Origin of the sequence: Serratia sp. S4 (assembly GCF_000347995.1) — a bacterium.
Lineage (GTDB): Bacteria > Pseudomonadota > Gammaproteobacteria > Enterobacterales > Enterobacteriaceae > Serratia > Serratia quinivorans.
The window spans coordinates 5,018,327-5,034,058 of the sequence record NZ_KB661120.1 but is presented as its reverse complement, the minus strand read 5'-3'; the positions used below and the strand labels follow the sequence as shown (position 1 = coordinate 5,034,058).

At 53.2% G+C, this 15,732-nt stretch carries 15 protein-coding genes; 6 read left to right on the top strand and 9 right to left on the bottom strand.

The window, feature by feature from the left end:
* The 5 genes from SERS4_RS0124250 to uspA all read right to left on the bottom strand — a co-directional run bounded on the left by SERS4_RS0124250 (position 1) and on the right by uspA (position 5,885).
* On the bottom strand, positions 1-990 hold the full coding sequence (locus SERS4_RS0124250) for an ABC transporter permease (protein WP_017894351.1): 990 nt from the start codon (positions 988-990) through the stop codon (positions 1-3).
* On the bottom strand, positions 983-2,482 hold the full coding sequence (locus SERS4_RS0124245; RefSeq protein WP_017894350.1) for a sugar ABC transporter ATP-binding protein: 1,500 nt from the start codon (positions 2,480-2,482) through the stop codon (positions 983-985). Before SERS4_RS0124245 ends, SERS4_RS0124250 begins: the two co-directional genes overlap by 8 nt.
* 99 nt (positions 2,483-2,581) lie before the next feature.
* Positions 2,582-3,568 carry an autoinducer 2 ABC transporter substrate-binding protein gene (locus tag SERS4_RS0124240; protein ID WP_017894349.1) on the bottom strand — a complete coding sequence of 329 codons (987 nt, stop codon included), beginning with the start codon at positions 3,566-3,568 and terminating at the stop codon, positions 2,582-2,584.
* 339 nt (positions 3,569-3,907) lie between these two features.
* A complete protein-coding gene (gene gdhA, locus SERS4_RS0124235; RefSeq protein WP_012147366.1) occupies positions 3,908-5,242 on the bottom strand; it encodes an NADP-specific glutamate dehydrogenase in 1,335 nt (444 codons plus the stop codon).
* A 196-nt stretch (positions 5,243-5,438) separates the two neighbouring features.
* Complete coding sequence (gene uspA, locus SERS4_RS0124230) at positions 5,439-5,885, bottom strand: universal stress protein UspA (RefSeq protein ID WP_012147365.1); 447 nt, start codon at positions 5,883-5,885, stop codon at positions 5,439-5,441.
* Positions 5,886-6,496: 611 nt separating this feature from the next.
* On the opposite strand from uspA, the gene uspB reads away from it, so the two are divergent.
* Positions 6,497-6,832: a universal stress protein UspB gene (gene uspB / locus SERS4_RS0124225; RefSeq protein ID WP_026142575.1), complete on the top strand. Its 336-nt coding sequence runs from the start codon at positions 6,497-6,499 to the stop codon at positions 6,830-6,832.
* A gap of 74 nt (positions 6,833-6,906) precedes the next feature.
* On the opposite strand, the gene pitA is transcribed toward uspB, so the two are convergent.
* The gene (pitA, locus tag SERS4_RS0124220; RefSeq protein WP_012147363.1) at positions 6,907-8,409 is read right to left on the bottom strand and encodes an inorganic phosphate transporter PitA; all 1,503 of its coding nucleotides are present in this window, start codon (positions 8,407-8,409) and stop codon (positions 6,907-6,909) included.
* Between the two features lie 299 nt (positions 8,410-8,708).
* On the opposite strand from pitA, the gene SERS4_RS0124215 reads away from it, so the two are divergent.
* Positions 8,709-9,905 carry an NAD(P)/FAD-dependent oxidoreductase gene (locus SERS4_RS0124215; RefSeq protein WP_026142574.1) on the top strand — a complete coding sequence of 399 codons (1,197 nt, stop codon included), beginning with the start codon at positions 8,709-8,711 and terminating at the stop codon, positions 9,903-9,905.
* A gap of 14 nt (positions 9,906-9,919) precedes the next feature.
* Here SERS4_RS0124215 and SERS4_RS0124210 read toward each other — a convergent pair whose 3' ends face one another.
* Entirely contained in the window at positions 9,920-10,783 is an 864-nt protein-coding gene (locus SERS4_RS0124210) for a helix-turn-helix domain-containing protein (protein ID WP_026142573.1), read from the bottom strand.
* A 335-nt stretch (positions 10,784-11,118) separates the two neighbouring features.
* Here SERS4_RS0124210 and SERS4_RS0124205 point away from each other — a divergent pair, with 335 nt between their 5' ends.
* Positions 11,119-11,565 carry a nuclear transport factor 2 family protein gene (locus SERS4_RS0124205; RefSeq protein ID WP_017894345.1) on the top strand — a complete coding sequence of 149 codons (447 nt, stop codon included), beginning with the start codon at positions 11,119-11,121 and terminating at the stop codon, positions 11,563-11,565.
* A 77-nt stretch (positions 11,566-11,642) separates the two neighbouring features.
* Here SERS4_RS0124205 and SERS4_RS0124200 read toward each other — a convergent pair whose 3' ends face one another.
* Complete coding sequence (locus SERS4_RS0124200; protein ID WP_017894344.1) at positions 11,643-12,566, bottom strand: LysR family transcriptional regulator; 924 nt, start codon at positions 12,564-12,566, stop codon at positions 11,643-11,645.
* A gap of 112 nt (positions 12,567-12,678) precedes the next feature.
* Between SERS4_RS0124200 and SERS4_RS0124195 the strand changes: the two genes are divergently transcribed.
* The 3 genes from SERS4_RS0124195 (at position 12,679) to SERS4_RS27200 (ending at position 15,163) form a co-directional block, all read left to right on the top strand.
* The gene (locus tag SERS4_RS0124195) at positions 12,679-13,464 is read left to right on the top strand and encodes a hypothetical protein (protein WP_017894343.1); all 786 of its coding nucleotides are present in this window, start codon (positions 12,679-12,681) and stop codon (positions 13,462-13,464) included.
* Positions 13,465-13,597: 133 nt separating this feature from the next.
* Positions 13,598-14,359: an SDR family NAD(P)-dependent oxidoreductase gene (locus tag SERS4_RS0124190; protein ID WP_017894342.1), complete on the top strand. Its 762-nt coding sequence runs from the start codon at positions 13,598-13,600 to the stop codon at positions 14,357-14,359.
* A 594-nt stretch (positions 14,360-14,953) separates the two neighbouring features.
* Positions 14,954-15,163 (top strand): hypothetical protein, encoded by a 210-nt coding sequence (locus SERS4_RS27200; RefSeq protein WP_017894340.1) that lies wholly within the window; start codon positions 14,954-14,956, stop codon positions 15,161-15,163.
* A 90-nt stretch (positions 15,164-15,253) separates the two neighbouring features.
* Here SERS4_RS27200 and SERS4_RS0124175 read toward each other — a convergent pair whose 3' ends face one another.
* Positions 15,254-15,676 (bottom strand): Lrp/AsnC family transcriptional regulator, encoded by a 423-nt coding sequence (locus tag SERS4_RS0124175; RefSeq protein ID WP_017894339.1) that lies wholly within the window; start codon positions 15,674-15,676, stop codon positions 15,254-15,256.
* Positions 15,677-15,732: the final 56 nt, after the last annotated feature.

The window sequence follows — 15,732 nt, the reverse complement described above, 5'->3', positions numbered from 1 at the left end:
TCATAGCTCCTTGGCCAGCTTGCGTTTTTCATTCCAGGCGGTGCTGCTGATGCTGATCAAAATGATCGCGCCGCTGAACACCTGGTGCCAATAGGCCGATACGCTGAGCAGCGTCAGACCGTTCTGCAGGAACGCCAGCAGCACCACGCCCAGCAGCGTACCGGTCAGCGAGCCGCGGCCGCCGGTCATGCTGGTGCCGCCCAGTACCACCGCCGCCAGCACCGTCAGTTCGAAGCCGAGCAGGGAGTTGGGCGCTACTGACTGGGTGATCTGCGCCTGCACCACGGCGGCGATGCCCGCCAGAATGCCCATGTAACCGTAAACGTAGAAGTGCAGTCGCAGCAGGTTCAACCCCAGACGCGATGCCGCATCGCGGTTGCCACCCATGGCGAAAATCTGCCGGCCAAGACGGGTGAAGTTCATCAGCACGCCGGTGACGATAATTACCGCCAGCAGGCACAATAGCGGCAGCGTCAGGCCGTAGTCGTAGCCGTCGGCGCCCTGGAATGAGAACCAACTGATGCCGTCCATAAACCAGTCGGGGAAACCGTACAGCCAGGTGCCGTTGGTGGCGTACACCAACAAGCCGTAGAACAGGTTCAGCGTGGCGATGGTGATGATGATTGCCGGTACTTTCAGCCAGTAGACCAGAAAACCGTTCACCAGCCCGAGCAGCAGACCGACGCCTATCGCCAGAGCGAACGCCAGCGGGAAACCGCCGCCGTGCTGGATCACCCAACTGGCCATCACGTACTGGGCGATAGCGGTGATCGCCGGGAACGAAATGTCGATGCCACCGGCAATCAGCACCACGAACAGGCCGCAGGCGAGAATGCCGAGAATGGCATAGCTGGTGGCGACGTCGGTCAGGTTGCCCAGCGTCAGAAACTCGCTGGTGCTAACGCTCAGGCTGATGGCCAGCAGCAACACCAGCAGGCCAAGGTAAAACTCGTGCCGCCCGGCCAGGCGGGCCAGTAATGACTTATCCATTCACCACCTCGGCGATCTGTTGTTCGGTACTCTGGTGCGGCGAAAACTCGGCGATCAGCTCGCCCTTGCGCATCACCAACACCCGATGGCTGTTGTAATAGGCTTCCGGGATCTCGTCGCAGATCATCAACACCGCCATGCCGAGCGCCGCCAGATCTTTGGCGATCTGGTAGATCCCCTCTTTGTTGGCGATATCTACCCCGACGGTCGGCGAGTCGAGGATCAGGATCTTCGGCTGCGTGGCCACCCACTTGGCGATAGCGATGCGCTGCGCGTTGCCGCCGGACAGGGTTTTGACCGGTAGCGCGCTGTCGGAAACCTTAATGTTCAGATCGCGGATCAGCCGGTTAACCAACGCGGTCGCTTTGGCATGATCCAACAGCCCGAGCGGGGTATGCAGTTGATCAAATACCGTGACAATGGTGTTGTCGTAGATCGACTGCTCCATGATCAGCCCCTGCGTCAGACGATCTTCCGACACATAGCCGATGCCCTGGCGCACTGCTTCACGGTTGTTATGCAGCCGCACCGGTTGGCCGTCGATCCGAATTTCACCGCTGTCCGGGTGGGTCATGCCGAACAGGCTGAGGCACAGCTCGGTGCGGCCTGCGCCCAGCAAGCCGACGATCGAGACGATCTCGCCGCCGTGCAGTGAAAGATTGATATTCTGATATTTCCCGCGTCGATTGAGATTACGCACTTCGAGCAGCGGCGCACTCTCGGCGGCTGGCCGTGGGGGTAACTGGCTGTAGTGGAAGCGTTGGCCGGTCATCAGGAACGCCAGCTCATGGCTGTCGAGTTCACTTGCCGGGTAAGTACCGACCAGTTTGCCGTCGCGCATCACGCTGATACGGTCGGCGACTTCCATCACCTCGTCCAGCCGGTGGCTGACAAACACCACGCAGATGCCGGCCGCTTTCAGCTCGTTAACCACCCGCAGCAGGCCGTCGACCTCCTGACGCGTCAGCGAGGCGGTAGGTTCATCCATAATCACCAGCCGCGCTTCGGCAGCGATGGCGCGACAAATCGCCACCAATTGGCGATCGGCAATCGACAGTTTTTCAACTTTCTTGTCGGGATCGATATGCACGCCGACGCGCGCCATGGCAGCCAGCGCCGTCTGACGCATCACCCGTTTGCGCACCCAGAAATGACCGCCGGGCAGGTAGCGGTGAATGGCAATATTTTCCGCCACCGTCAGATTGGGGAATAACGACAGATCCTGATAAATCACCTGAATGCCGTAATAACCGGACAACTGCGGCGTCAGTGAATGAAAGAGTTTGCCTTCCAGCGAAATATTGGCGCCTTTTTCCGGCTGATAAACGCCGGAAATAATTTTAATTATGGTGCTTTTGCCACAGCCATTTTGTCCGGCCAGGCAGTGCACTTCGCCAATATTCAGCGTCAGGTTGATCTGGTCCAGTGCCAGCACGCCCGGAAATTTTTTACTGATATTTTCCAGGCTGATAAATGCGGTGGATGTGGTCATGACATTAACCTATGCAGGTTCTTATTATCGTCGGGCGCGATAGGCTGCGCGCCGACGTTATTTAATTACTTTCCCGGTGTGGAGCAATATTACTTAAGGTTAGAAGCCCAGCGATTTGGCATTATCTTTGGTAACTTCAAGAATTTTATTAAACCGAATCACTTTCTTATCCATATCGACGTCGGCCTTACCCAAACCTTCGATCGACAAGTCTTTGGTCACTTCTTTGCCCTGCAAGAGCTGATCGGCCACCGTCACCAGCGCGTAGCCGGCGTCTTTCGGATCCCACAGCAGCGCTTTCTTGATGTCGCCGCGCATCAGGTAAGGGGCGGCCTGCCCCGGCATGGCGATGCCGACCACGGCAATTTTGTCCTTGGCGCGTTTCTTGGCGACCGCCTGACCGGCACCAATCGGGCCGAGGGAGCCAAAACCGATAATGCCTTTCATCTGCGGGTAGGTTTTCATCAAATCCAGCGTGGTGGCGTAGGATTTATCAATGCTTTCGGCCACCGGCAGACGTGACGTCACTTCGAACATGTCCGGATATTTGACTTTCTGGTACTTGATGGCGGAATCCGCCCAGGCGTTGTGCAACGGCACGGTCAGCGAGCCAACGTAAATGGCGTAGCCCCCTTTGCCGCCCATGTCTTTTGCCAGTTCATCGACGTTGGCCTGTGCATACTTCTCGCTGTCGATGGTTTCGATGTCCCACTGACCAATCTGCTGGTCTGGCGATTCATGGGTCAGCACCACGATGCCTTTATCACGCGCCTTCTTCAGCACTGGCTCCAGCACCTTGGCGTCGTTCGGCACCACGATGATGGCGTTAACGTTCTTGGCGATCAGGTCTTCAATCACTTTGACCTGTGCCGCGGGATCTGGGGTCGCAGGCCCGGTCTGATAGGCATTAACGTCGAGCTTTTTCGCCGCTTCGTTGACGCCGACTTCCATACGGTTGAACCAGGGAATGCCGGTCACTTTAGCGACCACGGCAATTTCGTACTTTTCAGCAGCCAGAACAGGTGTTGTCGATAACATGCACGCAGAAACCACACATGCATTTAATAATGCGAGGTTAAATTTCATTTCGCTGTACCTTTTTTATCTGTAGGGGTGGTTGTTTTTCCACCTGAGCAGATTACAAAGGAAAGGAAGAGGGAGCGTAACGAGAGTAGAGAAATTGTGATCTGTGCACATTAAAGTAAAATTACGACAGTTTTAATGTTAATTAAATGTTGAATAATTCAGTGGTGGTAATTTTACCACCTAAAAACACCATCAAATTAACATAATAAATCATATTTATTAACGGTGTATAAACAATCAGAATGGGAGGACGAGGGTTTTCGGCGGAAAAAATGCCGGCTTGAGCGCCGGCATGGAAGCATTTGATCGATGTGTGAACAAGATCACCTTATGCGGCGGTTACAGCACGCCCTGTGCCAGCATGGCGTCGGCAACCTTGACGAATCCAGCGATATTGGCACCCTGTACGTAGTGGGTTTGCTTGCCCTCACCGCCGTATTCCACGCAGGCTTGATGAATATCCGCCATGATATGTTGTAAACGTACATCCACCTTTTCCGCTCGCCAGCCGATGCGCGCGGCATTCTGCGCCATCTCCAGCCCGGAGGTTGCCACCCCACCGGCGTTGGCGGCCTTGCCCGGCGCGAACAGCACGCCGGCATCCAGGAACGCATCGGTCGCCTGAATGGTGGTGGGCATATTGGCGCCTTCGGCCACGGCTTTGACCCCGTTGCGGATCAGCGTTTGTGCCGCTTCCAGATCCAGCTCGTTTTGGGTGGCGCACGGCAGGGCGATATCTACCGGGACGCTCCAGGGCTGCTGGCCGGCCAGATAGGTCAGGCCGCGTTCACGGGCATAGTCTTCTACCCGGCCATAACGCTGGTTCTTGATCTCTGCCAAATGGGCCAGCTTTTCGGTGGTGAAACCTGCCTCATCGACCAGCGTACCGCCGGAGTCAGAGACGGTGATCACCCGTGCATCCAGTTCCAGCGCCTTTTCAATGGTGTACTGCGCCACGTTACCTGACCCGGAAACCGCCACCCGCATGCCTTCAAAACCCAACCCGTGACGTTGCAGCATGGCATCGGTGAAGTACACCAGGCCATAGCCGGTGGCTTCGGGGCGGATCAGGCTGCCGCCGAATGACAGGCCCTTGCCGGTAAACACGCAGGCGGTGTTGTTGGACAGCTTCTTCATCATGCCGCTCATAAAGCCGACCTCACGGCCGCCAACGCCAATATCCCCGGCAGGCACGTCGGTGTCAGGCCCCAGATGGCGGTACAGCTCGGTCATCAGCGACTGGCAGAAACGCATGATCTCCGCCTGGCTTTTGCCTTTCGGATCAAAGTCCGAACCGCCTTTGCCGCCGCCCATTGGCAGCGTAGTCAGCGCATTTTTGAAGGTCTGCTCGAAGCCGAGGAATTTCAGAATCGACAAATTGACCGACGGATGAAAACGCATACCGCCTTTATAAGGCCCAATCGCGGAGTTGAACTGCACGCGCCAGGCGCGGTTAACCTGCACCTGGCCACGATCGTCGACCCAACTGACACGGAACTGGATGGTGCGTTCCGGTTCCACCAGGCGTTCCAGCAGGGCATATTCACGGTAGCGCGGGTTACGCTCGATAAACGGCCACAGCGAGGTGAAAACTTCTCTTACCGCCTGCAGAAACTCCGGCTGATGAGGATTATGCTGTTGTAGTGAGGACAAAAATGATTCTACCGATTCCATGGATAACTCCTTGTAGCATTGAATTTCCCCCACCATTTTTATAGCTATAGGTTTAGGTAAAGCGTGGGGAATGATGTTGTGTCTTTAGCGACTATATCATCGGAGGACGGTTGATTATCAAGCGATTAATGATGGCGGCAGAATGAAAAACGCCCGCAGTAGCGGGCGTTGGGGAATTTAGTTGGTGGGCGCTTACTTAGTCTTCAGCTTTTTCGTCTTCATCGCGCAGCGGTACGATCAGCATGTCGATGTGCACGGTATTGATCAACTGACGCGCGGAGGACATCAACTTGCTCCAGAAATCCTGGTGGTGGCCGCACAGAACCAGGTCCATATCGTACTTCTTGATGGCGTCGACCAGCACCTGCGCCAAATCGCCGCTGCCACTGAGGGTTTCGGTAATCGGATAGCCGGCATTTTGTGACAGCTCGGTCAGGGCATGGTGGGTTTCTTCCGAGATACGTTTTTGCATATCGCCGAGATTAACGTCGATCAGGCCGGTATACAGGTCGGAATAGTTAACATCTACGTGGATCAGGGAAACTTTGGCGTTGTACGGACGCGCCATAGATACGGCTTTCTCCACCAGGATTTTACTTTCCGGGGACAGGTCTACCGCGATCAGAATGTGTTTGTAAGCCATGAGAATACTCCTTCCATATAATGCCGATTAAAAGGTTAGCAGGCATTCAGCGTACCAGCCTGGCGCTTTAGGTTTCATTTTATCATTCAGTTAACGCAATGATATGTTGAGGCGATCACACTGCATCGCATCAAAAAATCTCTTTATTTCAACCCGGTCAGTTTTACACCCGCCAGCCGGAAAATCCTATCGCTCGTGGTGCTATTGGCGTGTTGACCGCTTGAAATATAAGCATTCTTAAACAGAGTATAGTCCCAAATGTCCCATCGGACAGGAGAAAAGGCCCGGTGGGCTATTCAGCGCGGTAATCAGTTATAACTAATGAGTCGCTGACAAATCGGCGGGATGCGGTAAATTTTATCTACTGCTCAGTCCAGTTTGCGTTTCATTAACCTACAATAATGAATATGGGCCTTATCATTACTCCACTGAGTGAAACCCTGCGTTGAGTCTTTGCGTGGCGAGGGTTTGCTTTCAGTGGCGGTGGGTTATGCGCGGCCTGTGCGGTGCCAAGGGGATCGGAGCGGTAGGCTCCCGCAGTCATGGGTAAAGAGGTAGGGCAGTTGGACCCGGCGGAGCGCCGTGGATTACAACGCCTTGAGGAGGCAATCATGATCAGTACCGTCGCGCTGTTTTGGGCTCTGTGTGTGGTGTGTGTGTTAAACATGGTGCGGTATTACTCTTCTCTGCGCGCGCTGTTGGTGGTTTTGCGCGGCTGTGACCCGCTGCTGTACCAATATGTTGACGGTGGTGGTTTCTTTACCGCCCATGGTCAGCCGAGCAAGCAGATACGGCTGGTGCGTTATATCTTCTCACAGCGCTATATCGAGCATCACGATCCGGAGTTTATCCGCCGCTGCGAACGGGTGCGCGGGCAGTTTATGCTGACTTCCGCCCTGTGCGGGCTGGTGGTGATCAGCCTGCTGGCGTTGATGATCTGGTATTAAGCCCGGCCTGTTTGCCCAGCAACAGATAAAGAAAAGGCGGCCACCAGGGCCGCCTTTCATATGGAGCAAACTGCTTAGATCACCTTAAGCGCCAACCAGTACAGCGAACCGGAAAGCAGAATCGAAATCGGCAGGGTTAACAACCAGGCCAACAGGATATTCTTCACGGTTTTGCTTTGTACGCCGCCGCCGTCCACGATCATGGTCCCGGCTACTGCCGAAGAAAGCACGTGGGTGGTGGAAACCGGCATACCGGTATAACTGGCGACACCAATCGACAAGGCTGCGGTCATCTGAGCCGACACGCCCTGAGCGTAGGTCATGCCCTTCTTACCGATTTTCTCGCCAATGGTGGTGGCTACGCGCTGCCAGCCGACCATGGTGCCGAGTGACAACGCCAGAGCAACCGCGACGATAATCCAGATCGGTGCATACTCAACGGTTTGCAGCAGATCCTGACGCAGGTTTTTCAGGAAACGTTGGTCCTGGCTTGAGGTTTCCGGCAGCTTGGCAATCTTGTCTGCGGTGTCTGTTACGCACATCAGCAGGCGGCGCAGGTGGCTGCGCTGATCTACCGACAGTTGATCGTAACTTTGCAGATTGTTCAGCAACCCGGAGGCAAGCCCAATTGCCGGCATGGCGCGGGCACTGTCACAGTGGAACTCGACGGGTTTATCCGGCGAGACGTCCTCATCCGGGCTTGGCACCAACGGAGTGAGAGCGACCACGTGCGACAGGGCATCGCTGTGCTGCTCATAATATTGCTGCAGGTGGGCCACGGCATCACGAGTACGGGTGATGTCATAACCGGTTGCATTCATATTGAGCACGAAGCCGGCCGGCGCAACGCCGATCAGCACCAGCATAATCAAGCCGATACCTTTCTGGCCGTCGTTGGCGCCGTGCGAGAAGCTAACGCCGATAGCCGACAGGATCAGAGCGATACGGGTCCAGAACGGCGGCTTGCGTTTGCCGTCGACCTTTTCACGTTCAGCAGGGGTCATGTGGATACGCTGGCGTTTCTTGGTGCCACTCCAATAGCGGCGCAAGGCAAACACCATCAACCCGGCGACCATCATGCCAACCAGTGGCGAGATGAGCAATGACAGGAAAATACCAATCATTTTCGGGACGTTAAGCGCATCCACCACCGAAGTGTGGGTCATCAGTGCGTTGGTCAAACCCACACCAATAATTGCGCCAATCAGCGTATGAGAACTGGAGGCCGGCAGACCGAAATACCAGGTGCCGAGGTTCCAGATGATAGCCGCCAGCAGCATGGAAAAGACCATGGCTAATCCGTGTGCTGAACTGACGTTCAACAACAGATCTGTTGGCAACAGGTGAACAATGGCGTAAGCAACACTCAAACCACCGAGCATCACGCCAAGAAAGTTGAACAAACCAGCCATCACGACCGCAAGTTGCGAGCGCATGGCACGGGTATAAATTACTGTAGCAACCGCATTGGCCGTATCATGAAAACCATTAATGGCTTCATAAAACAACACGAACAACAATGCGAGAATTAACATCAGGCCGGTATGGAAATCCAGGCCAGCGAACAAATGCAGCATAAGCGTTACGCCAGTTTGTGGACATGAACGCCGCGCATTATCCGTGACAACCGGGGCCGGGGAAAAGGAAAATATGACGTTTTTTTGATTTGGACATGACGAAATGATGGCGATGGCATGACAAAGATATGAAATATCAGCGCGTTATGCTGCCTGGTCCGTTGTAATATTTTCTTACTATGGCGTTGTCAGCGTCATGGCTTTACAATCTGCCGCCGTAAAGTTGCCGGTTACCGGTAGCGATTCGGCGTAATATGGCGGCCTTTTGTCGCGATTGTGGTTTTTATAGAGAGGCGCAGGTGGAACAGTTTGATGTCGTGGTAATAGGTGCGGGCGCAGCGGGTATGTTTTGCGCGGCGCAGGCAGGGCAACTCGGTCGCCGGGTGCTACTGCTCGACAACGGCAAAAAACCGGGCCGCAAAATCCTGATGTCCGGCGGCGGACGCTGTAACTTTACCAATATGTACACCGAACCGGCCGCTTACCTGTCGAATAACCCGCATTTTTGTAAATCTGCACTGGCGCGTTATACCCAGTGGGATTTTATCGATCTGATCAATCGCCACGGCATTGCCTATCACGAGAAAACGCTCGGGCAGCTGTTTTGCGACGACTCGGCGCAGCAGGTGGTCGAACTGTTGGTTAAAGAGTGCGAGCTGGGCCAGGTGACGACACGTCTGCGCAGCGAAGTGCTGGCGGTGGAAAAAACGGAAGAAGGCTTCGAACTGGCACTGAATGGCGAGAAAGTAAGTGCTCGCTCACTTGTGGTGGCCAGCGGCGGTCTGTCAATGCCGGGGCTGGGCGCTTCCCCGTTCGGCTACAAGCTGGCGGAGCAGTTTGGCCTGAAGGTTCTGCCGACGCGCGCCGCGCTGGTGCCTTTCACGCTGCATAAACCGCTGTTGGAACACCTGCAAACCCTGTCTGGCGTCTCTGTACCGGCGGTGATCACTGCCGAAAACGGTGTTAGCTTCCGTGAGAGCCTGCTTTTCACCCACCGTGGCCTGTCCGGCCCGGCGGTATTGCAGCTTTCCAGCTACTGGCAACCCGGTGAGTTTGTAAGCGTTAACTTACTTCCTGCGCTTGATCTGGCGGGCTTCCTCAATGAGCAACGTCAGGCACACCCCAACCAAAGCCTGAAAAACACCCTGGCGCTGCACCTGCCAAAGCGTCTGGTGGAATGTTTACAGACGCTGGGGCAATTGCCGGAAGTTACCTTGAAGCAGTTGAACCCGACACAGCAGGCTGCGCTGGTCGAAACATTGCAAAATTGGCGGGTACAGCCGAACGGCACCGAAGGCTACCGCACGGCGGAAGTGACGCTCGGCGGGGTCGACACCAAAGAGTTGTCCTCCAAAACCATGGAGGCCGCCAAGGTGCCGGGCCTGTACTTTATCGGCGAAGTGGTGGATGTGACAGGGTGGCTGGGGGGCTATAACTTCCAGTGGGCCTGGAGCTCGGCCTGGGCCTGCGCCCAGGCGCTGGCAGCAGAATACTGAGCCCGCTGCGGGCGCTATCTCCCGAGAGTCAGCCGCATGGCGGACGGCGTCAGGCCAAAATAGCGACGAAATTGGGTACTGAATTGCCCCGGCGAACTAAATCCGCATTGCAGCGCGATGGCGGTCAGCGTGAGCGTCGTTTGGGTCACTTGCTGCCTGGCCCGTTCCAGGCGTCGCGATAAGACGTATTGATAGGGCGGTAAACCAAAGTGTTGCCGGAAAGCACGCGAAAAATGAAAGATGCTCAGTTCGGCAATCTGCGCCATCGCCTGCAAGGTAATATTCTCCCCCAGACTGTCCTCGATATAACTGGCCAGCCGCTCGCGTACTGGCCGGGAAAGCGTTTCCCGGTGTAACCCATCAGGCGTTGCCGCGTGCTGATAACGCGCCGCTTCAGCCAGCATCGCCATCATCAGTGATGAAGCATGCAACTCGCTGTCACTTTCCTGCAGGCCAAGACACAGTTGTTTAAGTAGCGGATTACGCAGATTTGCTCCAGGTTCGATAATAAGGCCAGCCTTCCCTCCCGGCATGTGTTCAATCAGCCGCGGGGAAATGGAGATTGCCGTATAACTCAGGGTGCCTTCGGCATAGCTGATGGCGTCAAAATCGCATCCGGAGGGTATGATATCGGCAACCTGGCCTATCACTCGGGTTGCCGGCGTGCGTTTTTGGTCAAACCAGACATCCCCGTTGATGGTGGTGTTGCCATCGGCCGAATGGTAACCGTCATAGACGATTAACGTGTGTGCTGGACGAACCAGACGCGCCTGATGGGGGCCGCTGACTCGCACGCGATCGACCCGGCCATAGTCCCAGCAACATGAAGATAGCTGTAATTCTTTTTCGTCCGAATAGACTAATCCATCAGATCCCATGGTTAACCTTTTAATCAATGAAAGCCTGTTTCATATTATGAACAGGGCTCACTCAACAACGTTATACGGTGATTATGCACATATTCCCTGATGAGATAACCAATAACCCATGTCAATATGATATACCGCAAAAAAAGTGAATTGATACTGATGGAATAGATTACATGATGTAATTTCTTATTTTACCACTAGGGAGTTTACAACGTTTTTTTTAAAATATAGCTTTGCTGCTGTGAACTACAGGGAACGTATCTGAATTTTCTCGGTGTGGAGCGTCAGTCATGCCTGGAAACTTTTAGATAACTCTTCTTTTTCAATCATAGAGAGAGCGAATCATGCACCATCAAGATTTAAATCATGCTGCTGAGCTGATGAAAAAAATGTTGGACAATTTTGCTAATAATCCGGAAAAAATCATCGATCTGTTTTCCGAGGATGCTGTGGTTGAGTTTCCTTATGCACCGGGCGAAGCGTTAGGTTTCCCTAAGAAATTGACTGGGAAAGCGGCTATTTTAACCTATGCCAAAAGCTTAGGGCTATCCTTGCGCGATTACAAAATAAACCCCCTGAACGATTGGGGCCGCTACACCTTGAGCGGTACAAAAACCTATTTCTTCGAGTATACCGGGGATGCCATTACGGTGCCGGGGAACAAGCCTTATCATCAGGATATACACGCATTTGTAGAAATCACACATGGCAAAATTTCTCATTTTTGCGAGTATTGGGATCCGCTCTATGCCTTGATGGTATTTGACATGGTCACAATTAAATCGGCTTGATTATTTTACTACGAAATAATTTTGACGCGCTATGAAACAAAATAGCGCGTGATTAAGATAACGGCACCTTGCTTCGACTAGGGGGGCGAAACCGGCTGTAGCGTCACCACTAAAAAGTCCATCAGGCTGCGCAGCGCCAGCGACTTATGCCGCTGATGTGGATAGACCATAATAAAGGGCCGCGTGGTGCCGCCATATTCTGTCAGGACCTCCACCAGTTCACCGCTCGCCAGTAAGTCCGCTACGGTAAAGCGATAAGTTTGAAAGACGCCCATGCCATGTTTTGCCAGCGTTAACCCACCCAAAAAATCCCCGTTGCAGCTCACGTTGCCGCGCGTGGTGACATCTATCGATTTGTTATGGTGCTTAAGCGTCCACGGGGCGCTTTTGCCGGTGCTGGGTAGCTCAAACTGAATGCAGTTATGCTGGGCCAGATCTTCCGGGTACACGGGTTTACCCGCTCGTGCCAGGTAATCGGGTGCGGCAACCACCACCAATTCGGCATCCTCCAGCTTGCGGGCAATCAGGTTTGAGTCTGCAGGGTGGTAACCGCGAATGGCCAGATCGTATCCCCCATCAGTGAGGTCAACGTTAGCGTTATTGAGATTCAGCGCCAATTGAATTTTAGGATAGCGTTGGCTAAAGGCGGCCAGGACCGGCAACAGACGGTAGTGGGCGTAGGGGGTGGGAATGCTGATGCGCAGCAGCCCGGCTGGCTCTAACTGCTGGCCTTGTATCTGACGCTCCGCATTGTCGATTAATGCTATTGCCTCCCGACATTGCTCAGCAAAGTTTTTGCCTGCATCGGTCAGGTGAATATGCCGAGTGGAACGGACAAACAGCCGGACCCCTAACCGATCCTCCAGCCGGGCGATGGAACGGCTGACCGCTGCGGGGGTAATACCCGAAGAGACGGCGGCGGCCGAAAAACTGCCCACTTCTGCCACCAGACAAAATAGCTCCAGCGTGCCCAATTGGAGATCGTCAAATTTTCTCTGCAATCTATTACCCCATGTAATAAGCCCTGTGTTCTCCACCTTATTTATCATCCCGGCGTCGGGAAGTACAGTGGCTTTCTCTTAGGACGCTCGTGATATTTAACGGAGATAACTGATGACTATTTTGGGTTATGAAACTGGCGAGATCCTCGCCAAAGCGGCAATGACTTCCGATTTTGAATTAGTTGGCGATATTCCAAACCAGGTGCTGGTTGATCAGATGGAAATAGAACGTCGCAGCATGGATATTCGTCCTGGCATGAACCGTAAGTATTCACCGCTGGGTTACCATGCCGCCACGGGCGTTCAGACCAACGGCGGGCGATATCTGTTTGATACCTGGGAAAATGTTTGTGACTACGCGCGTTTTACCAGCGAAGAGCTGGAGTTCGAACCGGGCGTTAAATTCTGGGATCGCGATATTTTTGGCCCGGTGGATCGCCATATCTGGAAAGTGATCGGCGCCCACGACTTTACGCCATTAGCGACCACTCACCATGTGAATCGCTTTGAGCGCTGGACATTTAATGGCGACAACCCGGAGCTGCTGCTGACTCGCATCTGGCCAACCGTGCGTAAGCACGCCGCAAAGCATGGGCTGGCGGCGGTGTGGTTAATGTACCAGCCGGATGAAAAGCAAATAGCCATTTTGTCCGTTGCCGACAAGGTGGAAGGAGGCCAGCCGCTGGAGGTGGCGACACGTTCTATCGATCGTCTGGCGTTAATTCCGTCAGCAGAGCCACTGCTGCCGTTAGAGCTGAACGTGCAGAAAGTATTTGAACGCACTACGCCGATCCTGACGATGTGGTTACCGCTGTCGCGGCATTTGCATGGCGCGCCTTCGGCTTACCCAATGTCACCTCCTTTCTGTCAACCGCAGGTTGCACCGCAGCGCGTATAGCAGAGTTATTCGCGTAATTTGGATTTAACCGGGGCCGCATAAAGTCAGCGGCCCATTTCATTATTTATATTTCAGGGATGATATTCCGCGATAAATCGCTTAATAAGTTCGGTTTCTTGAGTAAGGAAATACTATGTTTGCAGAAAAAACGATATTGATCACTGGCGCTTCCTCCGGTTTGGGAAAAGCGATGGCCGAACACTTTTTGGCTAAAGGCGCCAATATTGTTATTAATGGCCTGACCGCGTCGAAGTTAGACAAATTTCTTGCAGAACACCTTGCCGATAAAGATCGCATTGCGTTGGTTGCCGGGGATATTGGCCTGAAAGCCACCAGTGATCGTATGGCCCAGGCCGCGCTGGATAAATTCGGCTCCGTGGATGTGCTGATAAACAATGCGGGAATTTTTGTCCCTAAGCCTTTTCTCGCCGAGACCGAAGAAAATCTGGATCGCTATTACGCCAGTGGCGTCAAGGGGCCGTTCTTTGCGTCGCAGGCGGTGATCCCGACCATGATCAAGCAGGGCGGCGGTTCCATTATCAATATCGGTTCAATGTGGGTAGAGCACCCGTTGGAAGCGACGCCAAGTTCTGCTTCACAGGTGGCGAAAGGGGGCATGCATACCCTGACTCGTCATTTGGCGATCGAATTTGCCAAAGACAATATCCGGGTTAACACTATCGCACCGGGCGTCATTGAAACCCCGTTGTACGACGACCTGATGGATAAAGAGGCGTTCCGCGCGCTGGCTAACCTGCATCCACTACGCAAACTGGGCAAAATATCCGACATTGTCGCCTGGGCGGATATGCTGGCCGGTGAAGGCAGCCGCTTCGTGACTGGGCAAACCCTGTTTATCGACGGTGGTATCACCGCAGGTAACCATGTGGTTTAAGTTTTGAATATTTCGCTAGTATAAAAATAATTGCGGCCACTGCCTTCCCCGGCAGTGGCCACGTGCGTTATATATCAGTTGTAAGATTTAAATGAATCGGTAAGTGAAAAAGTATTTTCACGTGTGATCAAACTGAAAAAATTACAATCATTACTCCCCTTGCTGCATTGATGACTCATTGCTTAATGATTAAAAAATTATATGGATTTAGATATGGCGTTGAAAATATGTGATCTCCGTGTTTTTATTTTATGGGTATTGGATTGATTTTAAGTACTTTGCGGGTTAAAAATAATTTGAATTGAAAATGTATGAAATAAAAATAGGGATAACATGGCAAGTCGAAAATCCTGGATGCCGTCCGCTGTCGGTTCTTGTATATTTAATCTATGGATTGTCAATCAATCATCGTTGCAGATTACCCAGTTTTGTGGGGATGTCTTTGATATCATTGTCGCGGTTCTTTCTTTTTTCGGGTTTTATACCCTGTCGATGAATGTATTTGCTTTGTACTTTTGGCATAAGGGGGAAGAGTTCAAGTAACCGCTATCAATTACCGTTTCTTTTTAATATAACTCGGAAAGGGAGAGTGACATGGCAAGCAGAAAATCCTGTAGGCCGCTAGCTGCGGCTGCCAGTTTTTTTAATCTATGGTTAATCAATAAGTCATCATTGCAGATTGTCCAGCCCTGTGGGCAGCTGATTGACGTTATTGTCGCAGTTCTTTCTTTTGTCGGGTTTTATACCCTGTGGATGAGTATCTTCGCTTTATACTATTGGTGTAATGGTAAAGAGTTTAAATAACGGCCACCACTTGGCGCCTCGTTTTCGTCATAACTTCGTCTGCGATATTGCCTGTGCAAAATTTGGGGTAGTCAAACCTCCCGTGAGCCGTTAAGCCTTGTGCGTCGACAGCAGGATGCTGGTCTCGGTGCCGGCAATACCGGCAATACGGCGGATGCGGCCCAAAATTTTATCGAAACTCTCCAGGCTGTCGGTACGGATCTCCACCAGAATATCCCACTTGCCGTTGGTGGTGTGCAGGGTGAAGACCGAAGGCTCGCCACGCAGTTGCTGCAACACGCTGGGTGCCTTGGTGCCTTCTACCGCCACACACATCCAGGCGCGGATGCGGTTATGCTCCACGCCCGGTTTGATGCGGATGGTATAGCCGGTAATGATCCCCTGTGCTTCCAGCGCCTCAATTCTTTTTTGTACAGTAGCGCGTGAAACCCGCACCTTGCTGGCGATCTCGGTGATGGAGGCACGGGCGTTTTCGCGCAGCAGCGCGAGGATCTGGCGATCGGTATCATTCATGTTGGCAATGTGTCACTGAGTTGTGGCGATTTGTAAAAATATAGAGCAATTTAATC